Annotated in this window: 21 protein-coding genes; 18 read left to right on the top strand and 3 right to left on the bottom strand. The window is 45.9% G+C overall.

Annotated features, from left to right (window positions below; translation table 11 throughout):
- Nucleotides 1-125: 125 nt before the first annotated feature.
- Nucleotides 126-617, top strand: coding sequence for a DUF6314 family protein (locus GMES_RS11605; RefSeq protein WP_006992887.1), 492 nt, complete (start codon nucleotides 126-128; stop codon nucleotides 615-617).
- A gap of 58 nt (nucleotides 618-675) precedes the next feature.
- Here the strand turns inward: GMES_RS11605 and GMES_RS11600 are convergent, their stop codons facing one another.
- On the bottom strand, nucleotides 676-1,536 hold the full coding sequence (locus GMES_RS11600) for an EamA family transporter (RefSeq protein WP_006992886.1): 861 nt from the start codon (nucleotides 1,534-1,536) through the stop codon (nucleotides 676-678).
- Nucleotides 1,537-2,039: 503 nt separating this feature from the next.
- Between GMES_RS11600 and GMES_RS11595 the strand changes: the two genes are divergently transcribed.
- The gene (locus tag GMES_RS11595) at nucleotides 2,040-3,068 is read left to right on the top strand and encodes a YHYH protein (RefSeq protein ID WP_006992885.1); all 1,029 of its coding nucleotides are present in this window, start codon (nucleotides 2,040-2,042) and stop codon (nucleotides 3,066-3,068) included.
- Between the two features lie 2 nt (nucleotides 3,069-3,070).
- Nucleotides 3,071-3,577: a hypothetical protein gene (locus GMES_RS11590; RefSeq protein ID WP_006992884.1), complete on the top strand. Its 507-nt coding sequence runs from the start codon at nucleotides 3,071-3,073 to the stop codon at nucleotides 3,575-3,577.
- Nucleotides 3,578-4,110: 533 nt separating this feature from the next.
- Here the strand turns inward: GMES_RS11590 and lpxL are convergent.
- Nucleotides 4,111-5,010, bottom strand: a complete 900-nt coding sequence (gene lpxL / locus GMES_RS11585; RefSeq protein WP_083879606.1) for an LpxL/LpxP family Kdo(2)-lipid IV(A) lauroyl/palmitoleoyl acyltransferase — start codon at nucleotides 5,008-5,010, stop codon at nucleotides 4,111-4,113.
- A gap of 242 nt (nucleotides 5,011-5,252) precedes the next feature.
- Between lpxL and GMES_RS11580 the strand changes: the two genes are divergently transcribed.
- The 15 genes from GMES_RS11580 (at nucleotide 5,253) to GMES_RS11515 (ending at nucleotide 19,629) form a co-directional block, all read left to right on the top strand.
- Nucleotides 5,253-5,705, top strand: a complete 453-nt coding sequence (locus GMES_RS11580) for a hypothetical protein (RefSeq protein ID WP_006992881.1) — start codon at nucleotides 5,253-5,255, stop codon at nucleotides 5,703-5,705.
- 162 nt (nucleotides 5,706-5,867) lie between these two features.
- The gene (locus tag GMES_RS22255; RefSeq protein WP_081974907.1) at nucleotides 5,868-6,044 is read left to right on the top strand and encodes a Txe/YoeB family addiction module toxin; all 177 of its coding nucleotides are present in this window, start codon (nucleotides 5,868-5,870) and stop codon (nucleotides 6,042-6,044) included.
- Nucleotides 6,045-6,345: 301 nt separating this feature from the next.
- Entirely contained in the window at nucleotides 6,346-6,654 is a 309-nt protein-coding gene (locus GMES_RS11575; protein ID WP_006992880.1) for a RedY/HapK family protein, read from the top strand.
- An 8-nt stretch (nucleotides 6,655-6,662) separates the two neighbouring features.
- Nucleotides 6,663-7,505 carry an SDR family NAD(P)-dependent oxidoreductase gene (locus GMES_RS11570; protein ID WP_006992879.1) on the top strand — a complete coding sequence of 281 codons (843 nt, stop codon included), beginning with the start codon at nucleotides 6,663-6,665 and terminating at the stop codon, nucleotides 7,503-7,505.
- A gap of 76 nt (nucleotides 7,506-7,581) precedes the next feature.
- Nucleotides 7,582-8,478 carry a polysaccharide deacetylase family protein gene (locus GMES_RS11565; protein WP_006992878.1) on the top strand — a complete coding sequence of 299 codons (897 nt, stop codon included), beginning with the start codon at nucleotides 7,582-7,584 and terminating at the stop codon, nucleotides 8,476-8,478.
- Entirely contained in the window at nucleotides 8,475-9,305 is an 831-nt protein-coding gene (locus GMES_RS11560; protein WP_006992877.1) for an HpcH/HpaI aldolase/citrate lyase family protein, read from the top strand. Before GMES_RS11565 ends, GMES_RS11560 begins: the two co-directional genes overlap by 4 nt.
- Before the next feature lie 16 nt (nucleotides 9,306-9,321).
- Complete coding sequence (locus GMES_RS11555; RefSeq protein WP_006992876.1) at nucleotides 9,322-9,840, top strand: MaoC family dehydratase; 519 nt, start codon at nucleotides 9,322-9,324, stop codon at nucleotides 9,838-9,840.
- A gap of 16 nt (nucleotides 9,841-9,856) precedes the next feature.
- A complete protein-coding gene (locus GMES_RS11550) occupies nucleotides 9,857-11,032 on the top strand; it encodes an acyl-CoA dehydrogenase family protein (RefSeq protein WP_006992875.1) in 1,176 nt (391 codons plus the stop codon).
- A gap of 99 nt (nucleotides 11,033-11,131) precedes the next feature.
- Nucleotides 11,132-12,322 (top strand): CaiB/BaiF CoA transferase family protein, encoded by a 1,191-nt coding sequence (locus GMES_RS11545; protein WP_006992874.1) that lies wholly within the window; start codon nucleotides 11,132-11,134, stop codon nucleotides 12,320-12,322.
- Between the two features lie 50 nt (nucleotides 12,323-12,372).
- On the top strand, nucleotides 12,373-13,533 hold the full coding sequence (locus GMES_RS11540; RefSeq protein WP_006992873.1) for a CaiB/BaiF CoA transferase family protein: 1,161 nt from the start codon (nucleotides 12,373-12,375) through the stop codon (nucleotides 13,531-13,533).
- 16 nt (nucleotides 13,534-13,549) lie between these two features.
- Complete coding sequence (locus GMES_RS11535) at nucleotides 13,550-14,611, top strand: chromophore lyase CpcT/CpeT (protein ID WP_006992872.1); 1,062 nt, start codon at nucleotides 13,550-13,552, stop codon at nucleotides 14,609-14,611.
- 305 nt (nucleotides 14,612-14,916) lie between these two features.
- Nucleotides 14,917-17,205 carry a TonB-dependent receptor gene (locus GMES_RS11530; protein ID WP_006992871.1) on the top strand — a complete coding sequence of 763 codons (2,289 nt, stop codon included), beginning with the start codon at nucleotides 14,917-14,919 and terminating at the stop codon, nucleotides 17,203-17,205.
- A gap of 122 nt (nucleotides 17,206-17,327) precedes the next feature.
- Complete coding sequence (locus tag GMES_RS11525; protein WP_006992870.1) at nucleotides 17,328-18,737, top strand: flavin monoamine oxidase family protein; 1,410 nt, start codon at nucleotides 17,328-17,330, stop codon at nucleotides 18,735-18,737.
- Between the two features lie 82 nt (nucleotides 18,738-18,819).
- Nucleotides 18,820-19,140 (top strand): MliC family protein, encoded by a 321-nt coding sequence (locus GMES_RS11520; protein ID WP_006992869.1) that lies wholly within the window; start codon nucleotides 18,820-18,822, stop codon nucleotides 19,138-19,140.
- 177 nt (nucleotides 19,141-19,317) lie between these two features.
- Nucleotides 19,318-19,629 (top strand): EthD family reductase, encoded by a 312-nt coding sequence (locus tag GMES_RS11515; RefSeq protein ID WP_006992868.1) that lies wholly within the window; start codon nucleotides 19,318-19,320, stop codon nucleotides 19,627-19,629.
- A gap of 34 nt (nucleotides 19,630-19,663) precedes the next feature.
- On the opposite strand, the gene GMES_RS11510 is transcribed toward GMES_RS11515, so the two are convergent.
- The gene (locus GMES_RS11510) at nucleotides 19,664-20,611 is read right to left on the bottom strand and encodes an NAD(P)H-dependent flavin oxidoreductase (protein WP_202807747.1); all 948 of its coding nucleotides are present in this window, start codon (nucleotides 20,609-20,611) and stop codon (nucleotides 19,664-19,666) included.
- Between the last annotated feature and the right edge of the window lie 303 nt (nucleotides 20,612-20,914).

Here is a 20,914-nt window from a genome sequence, read left to right as displayed (position 1 = left end):
GTTACGTTCGCCGCCTTTTGATTGTCTCAGTGAATTTGGGAGCATTGTTTGAATGAGTTCTGATTTTATAAGAACTGCTTTAATAAATACTAGTTTAATAAACAAACAACTGTTGAGCACTGGTTTTGGTCACTAAAAACAACGTCGTCGCTCAAGCGGCTCAAGCATCTAACGCACATCAAACTGCAGAGACTTCACCAAGCGGTTCGCCTTCTAACCTCGCTTACTTTGTAGGAGCGTGGCAACTAAACAGGCAAATTCTACAAAGTAGTGGTGAAGTATTTGTGTTCGAAGGGCAGGCTGACTTTAGTTGGGCTGAGTCTGATTTGCATTATCACGAATCTGGGGTGGTCACTGCGCCAGATGGGCGAACGCTTCAGGCTGAACGCACCTATGTGTGGCGACAGCAAGCAGGCGGTAAAATTGAGGTGTTATTCGATGATAACCGATATTTTCATACCTTCAGTGCTGCTGAACCTTATGCCAAGCACCTGTGCGGTGATGATCTTTACGTGGTGAGTTATGCGTTGGAAGATGGTCCGCGCTGGGAGTCCACGTGGCAGGTAAAAGGCCCACGAAAAGACTATAAAATGACAAGCCTTTATAAACGTGCATAATCTACTTTGTGCCCAATTGAAAATATATTATTGAGATAAAGAGAGTTTAGGAGCTAACTTACCCCGCGGTTGTTTTACTGCGTTTTTGTGATAACCACAGTGCAATAGCAATAATAAAACCGCCCAGTGCAAGGCGACTAAAATCGGTGTCTCTTTGCCACAACAGTAGGTTCACAACAAGACCTGCGGGGATGAGTGCATTATTCATTATGGCCAACGTGCCCGCTGAAACCTTAAGCGCTCCTTGATTCCAAAAATAATAACCCAGTCCAGAGGCCACTATGCCCAGCCACAACAGTACTCCCCATTGGCTTGTTGTTTGCGGTAACCGATTTGTATCGCCGAATATAAAAAAGGCAGGTAAAGCGACAGCCAATGCCCCAAGGTAGAACCAGGCGAATATCGTGTGTTTAGCCAGTCCTGGTTGGAAAGTGGTGGCCAGTTTTCGATAGCCCACTTGACCAAGCGCAAAGCAAAGGTTAGCACCTTGCACAATCACAAAGCCTGTCCAGAAATTCTCGCTAATGCCGTCAAACCGAATGATTGCTGCGCCAAAGATGGCAATTAGCGCACACAACAGATGAAAAGGAGTGAACCGTTTAAATAGCGCATCGTTGAGCATAGCCACATAAAGCGGGGTCAAAATAGTAAACAGCAGGACTTCCGGTACCGACAAATAAAGAAACGAATGGTAGAAAAAAATATACATCATACCCAGCTGCAACGCGCCCAAAAAGGCCAAAGTCAGTTTTTGCTTGGCGCTGAGTAGTGAAAACTTCAAAAAGGGTAAGAACACCAAAGATGCCAGCAAAACCCGAGTAAGAACAGAAAAGTAGCTATCTACTGAGCCTGCTAAATATTCACCGATCAGTGAAAACGAAAATGCCCATAAAATGGTGACGGCGACTAAATAAAACACGGGTAACTCATTTGCAAAATTATGTGCGCGCTAAAGTATTGCATCGTACTTATTTAATCAAGGTTGGCGTTTTGTTTAGGGGATGAAAAATCAGTTGTTAGCTGTGGCCTACTAGCACAGCGCTAGCATACAGGTGCCCCCAGTGCATTTTACCTTTGCCATTATTGCGCTAAGCCTCTGGCGTTATTAGTCAGTGACCCTGGGGTCAGAAGCGTATTAACGTGTACGCAAAATACACGCTGCCCTAGTTCTTGGCTCAGTACGCTTATTCTTTGTTGGCCTTGGGCTAATTAAGGTCGCTCTATTTAACGTAGCTTTTTAACGTTGCGCTAAGGCCGCGCGGGGCTAAAAGTGCGCGCAATATCCTTATTTTCTCCACAATGTTTGCTCTTTAACTTTAGTAAGGTGATTACCAATTTCTGTCGGTGCGGCCGCCTTAGGCAAGGTTTATTCAGAACCTATGGATTAAAAAAATGGCTAGGCCAATAAAGAGGATTGTTGTGATGCGTAAAATAAGAAGTGCTGCTTTTGTTTCATTGAGTTTGGGTTTAGTCGCGTGTGGTGGAAGTGATAATACGCAGGTTGACCAGAGTGCTGTTGATGAAATTATCGTTGAAGATGATACCAGCACCGAGCCCGTCACTGATGAAGGGATAGTGACTGACGTGGATGCAACGCTATTTCTAACAGGGGAAAATGTCAGTGTAAACACAGTATCTTGCACGTTAGTTGATGGCAGTGACACCCTATGCTACGAAATCACTTCAAAGCATATCGCATCAGAGCATGACATGGGGCCGTGGTGCCCTGAAACTATATATGACACCGCAGAGAACGGCGGCCTATGGTTCGATAAAGGTGAAATTAACGATCTTGATGGTCCGTTTATCGCAAATTTAGCGACCTATTACGATGATCCGGGTTTCAAAATGTATGAAGACGACGGCAGTGTTCGTAGAATGGAAACCGCGCAAGAGTGCGCAGAAGGAGCAGATCCGAATATTGAAGACAAATATACTAATATGTGCGCGCAATGCTTACCCGAGTGGGTGAGTGCTCAGGTTTCCTACCTCATTCCCATCACGCCGGTGAAACAAAGTGAACCGGTCACATTAAGTGACGGACCAACCCTAGAACAGGCCGGCGTAGAATATGGCCCCTCGGTTAGAGGACTTGCATTTAACGGCGTGCGCTTTGACCACCCAGCAGATATAGACATTATCCTAGCGGGCTATCAAATTGCCCCAGTTGACGATGCGGGCGGCCATGTAAACAACAGTTTAGGCTATCACTATCATGGTGATACCGGCATGACAACGCGCATCGCCCAATCGGATGATCACTCAGCAATGATTGGCTATGCATTAGATGGTTTTGGGCTCTACGCAAAATTAGATGACGAGGGAAATGAAGCAGCGGAGCTTGATGAATGCCGCGGTCACTCTGATGAAATACGTGGCTACCATTATCATGTGTTGTCGCTGGAGAGTAATGAATTCCTAGATTGTTTCTACGGCGCATGGGCAGAGTAAACATGGGCAACATTCGTATTCTAACCAGTAAAGTTGTCGTGTTTATAGCACTGATGTGTTGTTCAATCAGTGTTCATGCACATGGGGTTGATTATTCAGTGCTGCGACTAAGTAAAATGTCAGAGCATACCTTGAGTTTAACCCTAACCTCATCATTAGATGCGTTTAGAAAGGAAGTCCGTCAGCACTTTTCAAAATCGCCTTACGCTACCCCTGAAGAATTTAACGAGCAACTGCTCGCGCATATAAAGAAAACACTCTTATTGACTGGGGAAAATAAACAAATCGCCTTAGGTGAGGGCACGGTAACATTAGGGCATGAAACGTCTGTGGTGTTTCGCTCTGTTACGTTGCCTAAGAATCTGCGGAAAATTACGCTGACCAACGGCGCGGTGAAAGACATATATAGACATGCCACAAAGCTTATTGTGACTGCGGAGAAAACAGGGACACAGACGCACATTCTGAATAAATCTAACGATTTTACCGCGACATTTTTTGTTGAGTAAGTTGGTTAACATGCGTATTTCGAATGATTCGCTAGTTGGCGTAGATAGCTTACTGTTTACTACGTTAGCGTTTGCTGAGTTGTTGTTTACTAATTTAGCCCTCTTTTATTAACGCCATTCTGCGTTAATAAATGCTCACTCAGCGAGAATGTAAAAGGGCTTAAACAAGGCGTTTGACTGAATGAGTAGTTGTACTTTTACGAAGTCGTGCATGGCGGTGTAAGCCTCCTAAAAAACGCCTGAAAGGAATGCCCCAGCCGCATTTGCACAGCGCTCTGAGTATTTAAAAGGGAACAACCATTACTGCACTTCGACGTTTTGTTCCAAAACCGCTGCATGCATTCTGAGAGGGCACTTAATAAAGCGAATTGTTATATAAGTAATGGCAAAACCTAGTACTAATAGGCGGGGGATTCTCAGTAGGAACAACCGTGTTCAAATTGCCTAAGTAGGTGTTTGAGCCATTGTGCTTTTTTGACTAGGGTCGAAAAGACATTCAGCCCGTTTTATTCTTAGGTTATATCGAGCGCTTTTTAGTAAACCGAAGGTTCCCCTGGTGGGCGAGTTTTAAAGCGGCGGTGAACCCACATGTATTGATCTGGCTGTTCGCGAATAGCGCTTTCAATCATTTGGTTGATAATGGTGGCGTCTTGTACATCATCACCACTTGGAAATTCAGCCTCTGGAATAGCAAAGGTGATTTTATATTGATTAGTTTCAAGGTCACGTTTATGGGCAACGAAGACCGGTTTGGCTTTGCCTAAGCGCATTAATTTACTGGCTGAGGTGACCGTAGTGGCAGGTATACCAAAAAACGGCGCGAATACAGAGTTCTTGATGCCGTGATCTTGGTCCGGTGAGAACCAGACTACGCGACCTTCGCGCAGTGAGCGAATGATGGCGCGCATATCAGAGCGTTCAAATACGTTTTTAAAGACACGTTTTCTGCCTTCGGTGATCACGTATTCAAAAACCGGATCATTATTTTTACGATAAATCACGTCCATATCCGCCACCAAGTTGACCATCATTCCCGCTAAATCTAAATGGGTATAATGACCTCCTATCAGCAATACGCCTTGATTGTTGGATGTCGCAGCTTGTAATACCTCTAATCCTTGTACGCTAAAACGCTTGCGCAGCGATTCGGGCTTAGCCCACCAAGCCCATGCAATTTCAAAAAAGCCAATGCCATTGGCCACAAAAATATCTTTAACCAGTTGTTCTTGTTCGGCTTTCGATTTTTCCGGGAAACACAGGGCAATATTGGTAGTGGTGATGTGGCGGCGCCGTTTAAGAAAACGATAGCCGATTTTGCCAAATGCACTGCCTGCTAACATTTTTACTTTAAAGGGAAGTAAGGCAATGATCCTAAGAATAAGTACTGCAAACCAGCTCGCCCAGTGTCTTGGATGTAGAAGAGATTTTGACATGAATTAATACGCCATCCGAAAAATTGAAATTACAGTGCACAATCTAGGGAATATAACAAAAATGCGTTTTTATAGGCACACATAGCAGAGATTATTTTTCTTCTTTTGCTGATTTTTGCATGCCAAATCTAAACATCAAGCAAACCCACGTGAGAAAACACCATTACAAATACATTGGAATACCCCTTGCTAAGGCCCAGTTATAAGCTGAAAAATTTCGGATCGAAGAGGGGGGATTCATAATGCAAGTTCATTCAAACTCGGTGTTAGCGCCACTTAGCGAGAATACACGTCTTAGCATCTCAGGCAGTGAATTGCCAAGTCGCGGCAATAAAGCGCAGCAACTCGCCCCAGCACTGCAAACCAAAAACCAACTAGGCTCTGGCGACGTGTACGATTTCACCAATATGTCACGCCGAGAATATAATCAACTGGTTAAAGCGGGGGAAGTTCCGCTTGGTTACGTTGTGCTGCCCGCGGATGGTATTGATCTCACATCGAACACCAAGGCGCAGATGCAAGCCGTGCAAGATGAAAAAATAAACTTCATAGACTATTACCAAATTAGAATTTCCTATCGAGAAAGTACCGGCCAATCGACGGAAAACTTCCGTGATGTGCTGGCTGACTTACAAAAACTGCAGGGTAAGGCCATAAACCCAGCGTTTAGCAAAAGTGTAGATACTTACGCTTAGCTGTTATCAGGTGATCCCCTCGATTTCGCAATTATCGATAAGTAATCGAATCGTAACCATGGTAGGCATGTGCCAAATGACTAAAACACTAGGTCATCGTTTAGCTATTTAGCCAGTTGTTGTTAGCTCAATATCTAGGTTCTAAGGGAAGCGGCGAAGATAATGAAAAGAAATTTCAGTGCGACTGAGCGACATGCGTTTGATGGGATTGGTAAACCCGAGCCTTTGAAGGAAAATTTATCCGGTTTTTGGTCACGAAGAATTGATGAAACAAACCGTCTAGTCTATGCAGGTACTGACTCTCACTTGACAATAATCTCATGTTGTTATCACTACTGAGTTGCTAGCCTGTTAACCTGCGGGGATGATTTACTCACTATCCAAAACTCCAAAACTCCAAAACTCCAAAACGTGCGCCTCTCGTCAATAACTAGCTGAGGAAGCAAGTAGGATCCTTATCTAGCATGAGTACGCTGTCTATCTGCTCATTTCCTGCCTTTTTATAATTCATCCATATGCTTCGTAATCAATCGCCAATTGCCTTTTGTCAATTTCTTAAAAGCTAATTTCAGCAATGATTGACTTGTCTTGTGGTGCCCTCTAAATTTGTCCGTACAAATTATTTTAGTCGAGGCAGCCAATGACCACCATAGTCGTATTATTCAATCTACAAGCCGGTGTTGATGAAAGTGTTTATCGTCAATGGGCCATACAAACGGATATCCCTACCGCAGGGGGCCTCGCATCAGTGGATTCGTTCGAAGTGTTAAAAGCAGAAGGTGTGTTGATGAGTGAGGCAACGCTGCCTTATCAATATATCGAAATTCTCAAAATCAATGACATGGACCAATTCGGCCAAGATGTCGCCACTCAGACTATGCAAAAAGTCGCCGCGGAATTTCAGCAATTCGCTGATAACCCTACTTTTATTATGACCTCAAAACTGTAGGTAACGCTATGTCTCAATACCCTGAATTACAAGGCAAAGTCGCCGTCATTACCGGCGCAGGTCGCCAAGCTGGACTAGGTGAAGCCATGGCAAAACGCCTAGCGTCAGAGGGCTGCAAAGTGGTGATCACTGACATCGGTAAATCTGTTAGTGAACACACCCCTGACAGTGCTATCGGTCACAGCGATGAAATGAACCAAATAGTTGCAGATATAAAGCAAGCGGGCGGCGAAGCCAGCGCGTTTGTGTGCAATGTACTGGATGAAAAAGATGTGCAAGCTGCAGTGAACTTCGCGGTAGATACTTACGGCTCAGTCGATATTTGGGTAAACAACGCAGGCATCGGTTACCTGATGAAGTCGATTTTAGACATGCAAGTGGATGAATGGGACGCCGTACTTGGGGTTAACCTGCGTGGCACCTTCCTTGGCATTAAATACGCTGGTGAACAAATGGTTAAGCAGGGCAAGGGCGGAAAAATTATTAATATTGGCTCTCAGGCGTCTAAATCGGCATTCGGCCATGCTTCCGCTTACACCACCTCAAAACATGGCATGAACGGCTTAACTCGCGTAGCGGCCATTGAGCTTGGCAGCCACAAAATAAACGTCAATGAAATTTGCCCAAATCACGTCACCACCGGTTTAGGCGCGTGGCAGAACGCCCACTTTTCAGAAGTGACAGGCAAAGGCCACGAACAGTATATGCAAGACATGCGAGACCGCATTCCTCTGGGCCGACCAGGCTTGCAAGAAGACACCGCCAAAGCATGCGCTTTCTTATGTTCAGATCAAGCCAGTTACATCACGGGTGAGTGCATGAACGTATCCGGTGGCGAAGAATATCACTAGCGATAAAAGTGCATCTTAAGTCGATGTAAGTCCTCAAACGCGCTGAAAAGAAGTTAAAAAATAAGAGAGCAATTTAATGTCAGATTTCAAATGGCCAAAAGACAAACGACTTGCCATGTCAATCGTGGTGAATGTTGAAGAAGGCTCTGAGTACAGTGTCAAAGAAGGCGATAAAGGTATGGAGCCGGTAGACGAATTACAAGTTCACCTCAAAAAGCCCATGCGCAATTACGGTAACGAATCGAATTATCAATACGGTATTAATGAAGGTGCGCCGCGCATCATCAAACTGCTCGATAAATACCAGATGCCTGCCACATGGACAGCCGCAGCCCTGAGCCTAGAACGAGCGCCACAAATTGCAGCGGCAATTCGCCGCCGAAATGATGAAACCTGCTCACACGGTTATCGCTGGGTATTTCAATTTCGCATGGACGAAAACGAAGAGCGACAGTTTATAAAAGATGCGGTCACCAGCATTGAGAAAACAACAGGTAAGCGACCTTTAGGTTGGTTGTCACGTTACTTACTCACCGAAAATACCCGTCGTTTACTGCAAGAAGAAGGTTTTTTGTATCACATGGATGATTACAGCGCCGACGCGCCATTTTGGGATGCGGTGCAAGGCACAAATGAACCCATGGTGATAGTGCCTTACGCCCTTGATTCAAATGATATGAAAATGTGGGTTGCGCCGTCGCTCACCCCAGATGCTTGGCTGAAATACGCCATTGGTACCTTTGATGTACTTTACGAAGAAGGCGCAGAGCAGCCAAGAATGATGAGCTTAGGGTTGCACTTGCGCATCATAGGTCGCCCTGGACGCATTGGCGCACTTGAAGCGTTCTTGAAGTACGTGAGCGAGAAACCTGGGGTGTGGTTTACCACTCGTCAGCAAATCGCTGAAACGTTTCAAGAGCAAGTGCCTGCAGCGAGCTACGTAGCTAAAGATAAGGTCGGAGCAACGTCATGAGCAGCATTTTACGCTCCTTGCTGTTTGTACCGGGCTCACGCCCTGAGCGCTTCGAAAAAGCATTAGGGGCAGGGGCTGATTTAGTTTGCATCGACTTAGAAGATGCCGTGCTCCCCGATGATAAAGACTCCGCGCGTGACGCTGTATTAGCCTGCGTGCAAAAAACGCCAACACTGTGTGTGCGCATTAACCCTGTGGGCACGCAAACTGGGGAAAAGGATTTAAAGGCTTTCGCTAATGCGCCAATAGCGCCTGATGTAGTCATGCTAGCCAAGTGTGAATCAGCAGAAGATGTACAACAAGCTCAGCGCGTTATTGACAAGGGCAACACACGTTTTATTCCCCTAATCGAAACGTTAGAAGGGCTTGAAAACGCCTACCAAATTGCCAGTGCTAGCGAACAAGTAGAGCACATTATGTTCGGCGGCGCCGATATGGCAGCAGAGCTGCGCTGTGAATTTAGTTATCAGCCACTGCTTTTTGTGCGCAGCCAGTTGGTGATCGCAGCGGCGAAGGCCAACGTTGGCCTGATTGATGTGCCCTATGTGGATATCAAAAATGAAGCTGCTCTGGTGGATGAAACCAACCAAGTCAAAGCGCTTGGGTTTAGCGGCAAAGCGGCTATTCACCCCTGTCAGATCAATGTCATTCATCAAGCTTTTATGCCCAGCGCTGAACAAGTGGCTTACGCCCAACAAGTCATGGCCGCAGTCGATGGACCGGATGCTGGCGTGGTCGTGGTAAACAATAAAATGGTCGACAGGCCGATAATTTTGGCCTGTCAACGCACCTTAGCGTTAGTTAAAAACGCGTCTTCAAATCGATAACCGAGAGAGAAAACTAATGGTACAGAACGTAAAAAAAGTCGGCGACAACCGTTATCGCGAAACCTTCGGCAGATGTTTTGAAGAGTTCACTGTAGGTGACATCTACGAGCATCGTCCAGGGCGCACCATCACCAAAACGGACAACACCTGGTTCACGTTGTTGACCATGAATACTCACCCGATGCATTTTGATGACGAATACGCCAAAGCCAGTGAATTTGGTAAGTGTATTGTGTGCTCTCCCTTCACTGTGGCCCTAATGGTGGGCATGAGCGTGACAGATGTCAGCCAAAAGGCCATCGCCAACTTAGGCTGGGAAGACATCAAAATGACGCACCCCGTTTTTGAAGATGACACCTTATATGCTGAATCAAAAGTGCTGGACAAACGCGAGTCTAAGTCTCGCCCCGGGGCTGGCATAGTGACTGTTGAAACCCTTGGCTTTAATCAAGACGGTAAACAGGTATGCAGCTTTGTGCGCAAGATGTTGATTGCCAAACAAGGTTACTCAGTAGAAGAAAAAGTTAACTATTAATTAGTAGAGGTTTGCTATGTCTGAAGCATGGTCAAAAGAAGATGAGTTAGGGATCATAGACATGATCGATAAATGGGTCGAGAACGACGTTCGACCTATTGCCAAAGAATATGATCAAGAAGACAAATACCCCCATGCTCTGGCTGAGCAAATGAAAGAGCTAGGCTTATTTGGTGCCACTATCGGCCAAGAATTTGGTGGCTTGGGTTTACCCGCATCAATCTACGCCAAAATCGTAATGAAAGTGGCATCAGCATGGATGGCACCCAGCGGCATCTTTAATTCACATTTAATTCAAGCTTCAGCCATTGAACGCTGCGGTACTCAGGCGCAAAAAGAACGCTTCTTACCCCGTATGGCCACTGGCGAATTACGCGGCGGGGTTGCCCTAACGGAGCCAAACGCCGGCACGGATTTACAAGCCATACGCACAACAGCAGTCAAAGACGGCGATGATTACATCATCAACGGGGCAAAAACCTGGATCACCAATTCCCTAAACGGTAATTCACTTGCCGTACTGGTGAAAACCGACCTTGATGCAGTGCCTGCGCATACCGGTACCAGTATGTTTATCGTTGAAACCAAAGACGAAAACGGTGAATTCAAAGCCGGTATAAGCGTATCAAAAATGAAAAAACTCGGTTATCGCTCCATCGATACCTGTGAAGTCGTATTTGAAAACGTGCGTGTGCCCGCAGCCAACTTAGTGGGTGAAAAAGAAGGTTCAGGCTTTAAACACGCCATTGGCGGCCTTGAACTTGGGCGCATTAACGTAGCTGCGCGCGGTGCGGGCATTGCCAGAGGCGCCACTGAATTAGCGGTGCGCTACGCACAAGAGCGTGAAACCTTCGGTAAAGCTATCTGCCAACATCAGGCTATTCAGCTCAAATTAGGCGAAATGGCCACCCAGGTGGAAGCCGCGCGTTTGTTGATTGAACAAGCCGCCGCCAAATACGATGCCAATGAGCGCTGTGACATGGAAGCCGGTATGGCGAAATATTTCGGCTCTGAAGCTGGGGTATTTTGTGCCAACGAAGCCATGCGTATTTTTGGGGGGTATAGCTACTCGGTTGAGTACGACATTGAGCGTTACTATCGAGATGCCATGTTGATGTGTATCGGCGAGGGCACCAATGAAATGCAGCGCATTATTATTGCCAAACAAATCATCGATAAAAACAAAATCTAACGTTAATAGCCACGCTTAGTAAATGCACCTACCAAGCGTGGCTTCATATCTAAGAGCAGTCAAAAGACAGCTAAAAAAAGCGTAAAAAAGGACACAGCCATGACTCCACTCCCTCTTGATGGTGTACGAATTATTGCCGTTGAACAATACGGCGCAGGCCCTTACGGCTCTATGTATTTAGCCGACTTGGGGGCAGAGGTGATCAAAATTGAAAACCCTGCCATCGGCGGGGATGTGTCTCGTCAAACGGGGCCATTTTTTCTAGGTGAAAACGACAGCTATTTTTATCAAACGTTCAATGTAAACAAGAAAAGCTTCACTCTGAATTTAAAATCAGAAGAGGGGCGTAAAGTTTTCGAGAAACTGGTTAAAACCGCCGATGCGGTAACCAATAACTTACGTGGCGATCAGCCGCAAAAATTGGGTATTACCTACGAGCAGTTAAAGCACATTAACCCGAAAATAGTTTGCGGGCATCTATCTGCCTATGGCCGAGACAACGACCGCGCCAATTGGCCGGGGTATGACTACCTGATGCAAGCCGAAGCAGGTTTGATGTCCCTTACTGGTGAGCCTGACCAAGCGCCAACACGCTTTGGGGTGTCCATGGTGGACTTCATGACAGGTGCTGTCGCTTCATTAGGTTTAACCGCAGCTATGTTAGGGGCTCACCGCACGGGTCAGGGGAGAGACGTAGATGTATCGCTATTCGATGTAGCACTTCATCAACTATCTTACCCAGCCACATGGTACTTAAACGAAAGCCATGTGGTGCAGCGCGTTGCCCGCTCGGCGCACCCTGCCACGGTGCCATGTCAGTTGTATAAAACCCAAGACAGCTTTGTATTTTTGATGGCCATGACGGACAAATTTTGGGATGTGCTGGTTGATATTCTAGATGATGAAGTCCTTAAAGAATCACGTTTTGCCCAAGTCGCAGGGCGGCGTGAAAATCGCGATGTGCTGACCACAGAAATCGATCGCGTATTGGCTGCTCACCCCACCGCACATTGGTTGGAAGTGCTAAAAGGGCGTATTCCTTGTGCGCCGGTTTACGATGTACCAGAAGCGTTGAATAACCAGTACATTCGAGACATTGGCATGGTGCAAAGTGTGCCTCATCCCCAGAATGAAAAAATGGAAATACTGGCTAATCCGATCAAGCTTGATGGTCAGCGATTAAGCGGAAAAGCAGCCGTGCCTATGGGCACAGATACCCAAGATTTGCTAAATGAGTTGGGCTACAGCCAAGCTGATATTGCTGAGCTTAGCGCTAATAAAGCCGTATAAAGCGACATGGTAAAACGTGCTTTCAATCGATTATTTATAAGAGGTGTCAGGTGAAGTTAGACGGCTATCGAGTACTCGACTTATCCTTGTTCTTACCCGGTCCGCATTTCACCATGATGATGGCGGATCACGGGGCAGAGGTCATCAGTCTAGAGCCACCCACAGGTGAGCCAGTGCGTGAAATCGGCCTGAAGCAAAACGGCCAGTCAGTGTGGTTTAGAAATGTGTTTCGTGGCAAGAAAAGCATCAACTTGAATTTAAAAAGTAACGCAGGAAAACAAGCGTTTTATAAGCTGTGCGAAACCGTTGATGTGGTGGTTGAAGCATTTCGCCCTGGCGTGGTTGAGCGCCTCGGTATTGATTTTGAAACGATTAAAAAAATTAACCCTAAGATAGTCTATTGCTCAATTTCTGCTTATGGGCAAACGGGGCCTAAACGTTTAAACCCTGCCCATGATTTGAGTATTCAAGCGGACTCAGGCGCTTTGCAAATCAATCAAGGACAAGATGGAAAACCAGCGCCACCGGCCATGCCGGTGGCCGATATGGCGGGCAGCTTAATGGCATTTTCTGGAGTGTTGATGGCGTTGCTACGCTGTCAACAAACCGGCCAAGGGGATTACCTTGATATTTCTATGCAGGACTCGCTGGTGGCATGGTACGCCAACGTAATGGGTCCACCGTTTGCCGAAAATCGCTCCCCTGAACCCAAAGACGAGCGCAGCTGGGGCGGCGCTGCCATGTACAATATATACCAAACCAGTGATGGCGAGCACCTAACGCTTGGTGGCAGTGAAGTTAAATTTGCCAAAAATTTGCTGACGGCACTGGGCAGAGAAGATTTAATTGCGCTTTGCTCTCAACCACCTGGTGTGGCACAACTGCCTGTCAAAACCTTCTTTCAAGCTACTTTTGCAACTAAAACCCTGAGCCAATGGAGCGAATTTTTGGCTGACATAGATGTGTGCTGGTCCCCTGTGCGCAGCTTAAACGACGCCGTGCGTGACGAACATTTAGCTCAGCGCGATATGTTGTTAACTGATGAGCAAGGTAACTTGCATTTAGGGGTGCCGGTTAAGTTCAAACAAGAGCCAGCACAACCCAACTTTACCTTGCCTGCGTTTAGCCAAGACACACAAAGCCTGCTTATCGAGCTGGGTTACAGTGATACAGATATTGCCACCATGCGCAGCGAAAATGCGTTTATTTAACCAAATAGGGAAAGCTATGAAACAGATTATTGCCGCATTATGTGTGGCCGCAAGTTTAGCCAGTTGCGCCAGCCAAGAAGGTGCCAGCCAAGAAGGCGCTAGCCAAAAAATCGCTTCAATGGCGTCAGCTCAGGTACAAGAAGACACCATTCAAGAAGCATTATTCCATCAGTGGTTTGCCGCTGAATTTGATAATCACGAACAGCACTGGCAAGACAATATATCTAAAGAAAAGGAGCCAGATTTACAGGTTCACGAGCATATTCATCACGTATTTGCGCCGCTCGCAACACCAGCACTTGAGGGCACCACTTACTTTGTAAAACAGTACATGGATGGCGACCCAAACAAGGTGTATCGCCAGCGTTTGTATCAATTTGTACAAAATGAAGAAAAGGGCGCCTTGCAACTGAATATTTATAGGTTCAAAAACGAAGCCAAATACGCCGATGCCCACTTGCACCCTGAGGTGTATCAGAGTTTGAGCACAGACGAGATAACAACCTATCCAGGGTGCGAAGTATATTGGCGATATAATGGCGAATATTTTGATGGCACCATGGGCCAAGATACGTGCATTATTGTGTCAAAGCGCAGTGCTAAAAAAATATTATTTAACGATACATTGCGCTTAACGGATAACGAAATTTGGATAGCCGATAAAGCCGCCGATGAAGATGGTAACTATGTGTTCGGCAACAAAGCAGGTATACCTCATAAAAACCGTAAGGTGGTCTATTTTACTGGCTGGGGCGGCACACGCATTGGCGGTAAAGATGCACCAGAAGATGCCAAGTGGGTGTTTAACCGTGATTTGCTACTACATAACGAAGGGCAAATAGTGCCTTTGCAAGACGCTAAAACCGGTGAGAAGTCAGGTTATTCGATTCAGTTAGCATTGCTGACGTATCAGAACACCTTTGACCCTATTTTCAAATTGGGTTTGATTGATGATGCCTCGGGCAAAACCATTACCTATATTTGGAGTGATCGCACTAACCCCACCACTGGCATGAATTTACGCTGGATGCAGGCAGGCTTAAAAATTAAGGAAAAACGGCCTCATTTTAGCTTCTGATACGTAGTTCACGACATAGTAAAACGCAAGCGGGTTATAAATTAACCCGCTTTTTTTATGTTTATTAGCAATGACTTACTAAGCCTTTCTCACCTTTTATTTTAACGTATTACTAACAGTTTTTGATCAAGGGATTACATTGACATTTATCAACCTATTCCCTTTGACAAATGTCAATCGTGGAAATTTTGGACGAATTTGTCCGTGCAAATTTGGCTAAAGTGATATTCGTCAGCTCGTTACACTCGTGTTTTCGGGAATGCACACAAAACCGAACTATTACAATAAAGTCAGAGGGACCACCCATGAACATGCATTACAGTCGCAGCAAATTAGCGCAAATGATTAAGCTAGCCCTAGTGGCTCCATTTGTCGCCGCGCCACTCGCGGCCTTCGCCCAAGAGGCCACGCCAGATACGGAAACCGAATTCAACAAAGAGGCGATTGAGTTAATTGAGGTCACATCGCGTTATCGTAAAGAAACGCTAAACAAAATTCCTATTTCTGTAACGACCTTCAATGCGGATGACATTGAAAAAGGCGGTTTGCAAAACATCAATGATATTGCCGTTAGTGCGGTGGGTATGTCCATGGAGAAAACCTTTGGTCGTCAATCTGATATTCCGGTAATACGCGGAGTATCGTGGATCCCGGGTTTCGGTTCACAAAAGGCTTCTTACTTTATTGATGGCGTGTATTTCGGTGGCTCGATTCAAAGCTTGCCTCTAGATTTGATTGAGCGTGTAGAGATTGTTAAAGGGCCGCAAAGTGCGCAGTACGGTCGCCGTACCTTCTCTGGCGCAATCAACTTTATAACTCGCAAGCCAGCTGATGAATTATCAGGTTACGTTAATGCGACCTTGGGCCAAAACGGTAACCAGAAACTGGCAGCTGGGGTATCAAGTAAGCTCAACGATATGTTCGCTTTTAGAGCATCAGTTTCCGCCGACAGTTACGACGGAGATTGGAACAACACCAAAGAAGACGGCCCAGATGTAGGTGGCGAGAAAACTAAATCTGGCATGTTAGGGTTGTACTTTACACCGAGTAAAAATACCGATATCTCCCTTAACTATATTTACAACGAAAACGACGATGAAACCCAACCATTTGGTTTCCAAGGTGCTGAAGAGAACAACTGCTTTTTAGACACGCGCCCTTACTACTGCGGAGAAGCTTTAACGGACCAACCTATCAGTATTGGTGGTGGTGGATTTTTAGATAATGATGATTATGGCCTGCGTAACACCAGTGAGCACATCAGCTTCAAATTAAATCATCACTTTGACTTTGGCACTGTTTCTTTGATCAGCGGTTGGAATTCCTACGATGGCGAAACAGGCTTGGATCAGACCTACAACGGCGATGAGCAATCGTTCAGTTTTGGCTTTTTCAGTGGTGGACCTTATTTCACGCCGGCTGACTCATGGTATACCCTTGATTCGTCTGGCTCAGATGAATACAGCCATGAAATTCGTTTCAGTTCCAGCGCATTTGACGACAGGTTATATTGGTCAGTTGGCGCTTATATTTGGCATTCAGAAGCAGAGCCGTCCGCGGTCGACAACTTCGCTGAAGAGTTAGATAACACTGCGTTTATGGCGATGGGAACGTATGAGTTTACAGACGACTTCCGTTTATCAGCTGAAATTCGTCGCTCAAGCGATGAAGTCACCACCGAAGCCTATGACACCCTTATTCAAAATGAACAATTCGCTGATGTCAGCAACGAGTTTGACAGCACTACCACGCGCTTTATCGGCGAGTACGATTTAAATGATGACACTTTAGTATATTTGACGCGCTCTGAAGGCAATAGCCCTGGAGGCTTTAACACCAGCACTTTGTTACCTGATGACTTAGTGGTGATTGATGAAGAAGACATGGTGATGTATGAGCTAGGAGTGAAGTCCACTATGTTCGATGGCAGCTTATACGTTTCTGCCGCGGCGTACACTATGGATTGGACTAAGCAGCAACTGACTGATAGCTATGATGAGGTTGAAGGCCCACCGGTTTCTTATACGTCTAATGCAGGCTCAACTGAAATCAAAGGAATTGAGATTCAAGCTAAATGGATTATCAACGAGCACTTCAACTTGGACTTTGGCCTGTCTCGCACCGATGCACAGTTTGAAGAATTGTTTGATTCTAACCAATGCCGCTTCTTCGCCCCTGGCGGTGCTTCTAGTTTCTGTGTAGGTGACAACCTGCGAGAGTTTGGTGACTTAAAAGGCAATACTCCGCCGCAAGTACCGAAAAACGAAGCCACGTTAGCATTGAATTATTCTACCCAAATTAATGATGGCATGGAGTTGTTCAGCCGTTTGGACTTCGCATACGACTCAACGCGTTATGCCCATGTGCATAATTTAATTGAAACTGGCTCACGTAAGTTGTTGCACCTTAAAACGGGTGTTCAGTTAGAGAATATACGGTTAACAGCCTGGGTGAACAACGTAACAGATGACGATACGCCAACGTATGTATTTAGGTATGTTGATGTACAAAGCTTTGCTTATGGTGCTCGTGCATTCCCTGTTGCGCCAAGTCGTGGTCGTGAATTTGGTATCACTGCTTCATACAAGTTTTAGTTTGATACTCAAACACAGAGTGTGATGCGCTAGTGGCTTACATTCTTTTCAACCCATAAAAAAGCGAGTTATCTCGCTTTTTTATTGACTAAAATTAAGTACGACTGAAACGGAGGTACCTTATGCATCGTCGGCAGATCATAAAAGGTTTAGCCGCTAGTTCATTATTTGTTGGGGCTGGTGGAATAGTTGCGCCGCTTTGGGCCGCAAACCATAACAATGTTGATATCATTGTTATTGGTGCTGGATTGGCGGGGCTTACCAGTGCGCGTTACTTAAAAGAGCAAGGCTACAAAGTGCTAGTTTTGGAAGCGCGGGAGCGCGTTGGCGGGCGTATACTTACGGTTAATTCCCACGGCATAAACGCGGAAGCAGGGGGGCTTCAAATTGGTCAAGGGTACGGCATGATGCGCACTTATGCCCAGCAGCTAGGTTTACCGTTGGTGTCTTTGGGCAACTACGCCAAACAAAATACCTTTGTGATAAACGGCCAGCGCATTAGCGCAGCTGAATGGCCTACCCATCCGCAAAATAAGCTCCTCGGCGATGACAAAAAAACCTTACCTTCAAGCTTGTATTACAAAGCGTTGGGGCAGGGGCCAAAGTACGCGTTGCCCTCTGACTGGACGTCAGCGAAATACGCGCCATTGGACATTTCACTGAAAGAGTATTTTCAACAGCAAAATATATCAGTAGAAGCGCTACGCCTAATGGAGGCGAATGTAAACGCATCTAGCCTACAAGAACTATCTGCCGCCGATGCGCTTTATCGTTTGAGCTTAGCGAAAATAGGTGGAAGAGGCGCACAGAAAATCCAAGGGGGCAATAGTCGCTTCACCCAAGCGCTGGCTGATGGTGTTGGGGATGCTGTTCATACTAACAAGGTGGTAAGCCATATCATAAATGCAGCGAAAACAGTGAGGGTGCGCTGTGAAGATGGCAGCGAATATTCAGCTAAGCGCTGTATCATCACCACCCCGTTTTCTGCGTTAAAGGAGGTGGCCCTTAACAGCGATATAAGCGTGCAGAAGCGCCGCGCTATTAAGGAAGCCGTTTATACACCAGTGACTCAAGTACATTTCGCGGTTAATCAGCAGGCGGATGTGTCCATTTTAGAAGCGACAAATCTATGGACAGACAACACCCTTGGGCGTGTATTTAGTCAAGTCGATGAGAGTGGTTCTTTAACCTATCTCACCAGCTGGGTAAATGGCCAACAAGCAAAGGCCTTGGATAAGCTGCCAGCCAATCAGGCCATTAGTATCGTCAATAATGCACTAGAAACATATTACCCTGGACTTAAAGGCAAAACCGAGGTGGTACACCATCAGTCATGGGCAAACGAGCGCTTCTCTAAAGGGGCGTACATTCAATTTTCGCCTGGGCAAGTGCAAACGCATGTTTCTCATATGACGAGTGTCGAAGGTAAGTTGCATTTCGCCGGTGAGCATACAGAGTTTATGTACTCAGGAATGGAGTCTGCGATAATATCGGGTTTGCGGGCGGCGCAAGAAATCAGCGAACGACTATAAACGTTCTTAGTCGCTGCGCCGATTTTCTATCGACTATTTAGGGAGAACCAATATCAAAGCTAAAATGAAAACGGTGCTACTCATGCCATTATTGATGGTTGGCTTACAAGCATGTAGCCCAGAAGCTAACTTAGAAAATAAAAAGCGTGCTGAGGCAGAAAAGGCAACGCAGTACACGCAAGTGCTTTTTGAATGTGTGGGTAACATCCCAGTTACCGTGCGCTTTTATAAAGACAGTGAGCGAGCGGTCATGATACGCAACAACGAAAATATTGAGCTTAAACAAGAGCCCACCGCTTCGGGCTTTTCTTACACTAATGGACCGAACAGTATCCGTGGTAAAGGTGATGACCTAGTGTTGCAAATAGGTCGTATGGCGGCGATAAATTGTCACGCTATGTAAGCAAGTATGTAGTTCACGCTTTATAAAATGGGTTACTAAACATGACTGTGACACATAAACCACTCGCGCAACGGGTTAGCTTAGGACATACTTGAACAATCGTTCACTTTGATGCGTGACATGCTTGGTTAAGTGTTAAGCATCAATACTCAATATCATCTTAATAGGATAAATTTAATGATTAAAGTCAGTGTGTTATATCCAAACAGTGAAAGCGCTACCTTCGATATGGGTTACTACCGAGCTACGCATTTGCCGCTTGTTGCTGAGTTAGTCGGTGAGGCGCTTGTTTCAGCTCATGCAGATCTTGGTATAGCAGGCGGGGCACCAGGTGAGGCCCCTGCGTACATTGCTATGGGGCATTTGGTCTTCGAATCAGTAGAATCATTCCAAAAATCGTTTGGCCCTCATCAAGGGGAAATTTTGGCAGATTTGACTAACTTCACCAATACCCAGCCAACCGTTCAAATCAGTGAAATAATTCAATAGAGTTAGCTTTACGTTAGTCAGTTAGCCCTCAGTTCTATAGGGCTAGCAACCTTTTTTTCGCTGTTTCGTACTCAGAGGTTAGTTTATTAACGAGATCTTGGGTGGATTGAATTTGTTTGATCGCGTTAATGCCCTGGCCACAGCCCCAGATATCTTTCCACGCTTTCGCTTTTGAACTACTGCCTGAGCCAAAGTCCATCTTCAAAGGGTCGCTTTGGGGTAAGTTGTCAGGATCCATACCTGCCGCCACGATAGACGGCTTTAAGTAATTACCATGAACTCCGGTAAATAAATTGGTGTATACGATATCGCTCGCCGCGTAGTCAACTAAGGCTTGTTTATAAGCTTGGTCTGCGTTGGCTTCTTTAGTGGCGATAAAGGCTGAGCCGATATAGGCTAAATCAGCGCCCATGGCTTGCGCCGCTAATACGTTTTGGCCTGTAGAAATAGCCCCTGACAGCAAAACAGGCCCATCGAACCATTCTCTTACTTCTTGAATAAACGCCAAGGGTGAAAGTGTGCCTGCATGACCACCAGCACCAGCCGCTACGCAAATCAGCCCGTCGGCGCCTTTTTCAATTGCCTTTTTAGCAAAGCGATTGTCAATCACGTCATGCAAACAAATCCCGCCATAAGAATGAATAGCGTCAAATACCTCTGATCTTGCCCCTAATGAAGTGATGACAATCGGCACTTTGTGCTTTACGCATATTTCCACATCGTGCATTAACCGATCGTTTGAGCTGTGCACTATCTGATTGACTGCGTATGGGGCGGCCGGGCAGTCCGGGTTAGCTTGATTGTAAGCATCTAGCTCTGTGTTTATTTTGGTCAGCCAGGTATCTAACATTTCGGCAGGGCGCGCGTTTAACGCGGGGAATGAACCGACAACTCCGGCCTTACACTGGCTGATCACGAGTTCTGGTCCTGAAATAATAAATAGTGGCGCACCAACCACGGGGAGGGAGAGACGACCTTGCATGATTTTTGGAATAGACACATTATTCTCGATATTTAAATTAGGGGTCAATTAGCGATCTAAATAACCATGGTTAAACAGCTTAAAGTAGCGACGAAAATTCGATAGGTTGTAAAATAACGTTCTATTTACAGTCCCAACTCGGCATTGGCATACATCAGCCTATTAGTGGTGTAATGAATACCTAAACACATCTCAACAGATCAAACGGCCAAAACGGAAAGAGGTAAATAAAGCCTCACCTGCCGTCAACGTCAAAGTATATTCGCTTTAAGAACGCTAAACTAACGATTGAAATTTATACTA

It is taken from the genome of Paraglaciecola mesophila KMM 241, assembly GCF_000315015.1.
Taxonomy (GTDB): Bacteria; Pseudomonadota; Gammaproteobacteria; order Enterobacterales; family Alteromonadaceae; genus Paraglaciecola; species Paraglaciecola mesophila.
Note: the sequence above shows the minus strand (reverse complement) of the source record. Positions and strands in the feature narration are given on the sequence as shown.

Excerpts from the sequence above, each read along its gene's own strand:
- GMES_RS11575 (WP_006992880.1), top strand. The coding sequence starts at position 6,346 with ATGACCACCATAGTCGTATTATTCAATCTACAAGCCGGTGTTGATGAA.
- GMES_RS11535 (WP_006992872.1), top strand. The coding sequence starts at position 13,550 with ATGAAACAGATTATTGCCGCATTATGTGTGGCCGCAAGTTTAGCCAGT.
- GMES_RS11510 (WP_202807747.1), bottom strand. The coding sequence starts at position 20,611 with ATGCAAGGTCGTCTCTCCCTCCCCGTGGTTGGTGCGCCACTATTTATT.
- GMES_RS11580 (WP_006992881.1), top strand. The coding sequence starts at position 5,253 with ATGCAAGTTCATTCAAACTCGGTGTTAGCGCCACTTAGCGAGAATACA.
- GMES_RS11520 (WP_006992869.1), top strand. The coding sequence starts at position 18,820 with ATGCCATTATTGATGGTTGGCTTACAAGCATGTAGCCCAGAAGCTAAC.
- lpxL (WP_083879606.1), bottom strand. The coding sequence starts at position 5,010 with ATGTCAAAATCTCTTCTACATCCAAGACACTGGGCGAGCTGGTTTGCA.
- GMES_RS11555 (WP_006992876.1), top strand. The coding sequence starts at position 9,322 with ATGGTACAGAACGTAAAAAAAGTCGGCGACAACCGTTATCGCGAAACC.
- GMES_RS11525 (WP_006992870.1), top strand. The coding sequence starts at position 17,328 with ATGCATCGTCGGCAGATCATAAAAGGTTTAGCCGCTAGTTCATTATTT.
- GMES_RS11570 (WP_006992879.1), top strand. The coding sequence starts at position 6,663 with ATGTCTCAATACCCTGAATTACAAGGCAAAGTCGCCGTCATTACCGGC.
- GMES_RS11550 (WP_006992875.1), top strand. The coding sequence starts at position 9,857 with ATGTCTGAAGCATGGTCAAAAGAAGATGAGTTAGGGATCATAGACATG.
- GMES_RS11590 (WP_006992884.1), top strand. The coding sequence starts at position 3,071 with ATGGGCAACATTCGTATTCTAACCAGTAAAGTTGTCGTGTTTATAGCA.
- GMES_RS22255 (WP_081974907.1), top strand. The coding sequence starts at position 5,868 with ATGAAAAGAAATTTCAGTGCGACTGAGCGACATGCGTTTGATGGGATT.
- GMES_RS11515 (WP_006992868.1), top strand. The coding sequence starts at position 19,318 with ATGATTAAAGTCAGTGTGTTATATCCAAACAGTGAAAGCGCTACCTTC.
- GMES_RS11560 (WP_006992877.1), top strand. The coding sequence starts at position 8,475 with ATGAGCAGCATTTTACGCTCCTTGCTGTTTGTACCGGGCTCACGCCCT.
- GMES_RS11530 (WP_006992871.1), top strand. The coding sequence starts at position 14,917 with ATGAACATGCATTACAGTCGCAGCAAATTAGCGCAAATGATTAAGCTA.
- GMES_RS11565 (WP_006992878.1), top strand. The coding sequence starts at position 7,582 with ATGTCAGATTTCAAATGGCCAAAAGACAAACGACTTGCCATGTCAATC.
- GMES_RS11595 (WP_006992885.1), top strand. The coding sequence starts at position 2,040 with ATGCGTAAAATAAGAAGTGCTGCTTTTGTTTCATTGAGTTTGGGTTTA.
- GMES_RS11545 (WP_006992874.1), top strand. The coding sequence starts at position 11,132 with ATGACTCCACTCCCTCTTGATGGTGTACGAATTATTGCCGTTGAACAA.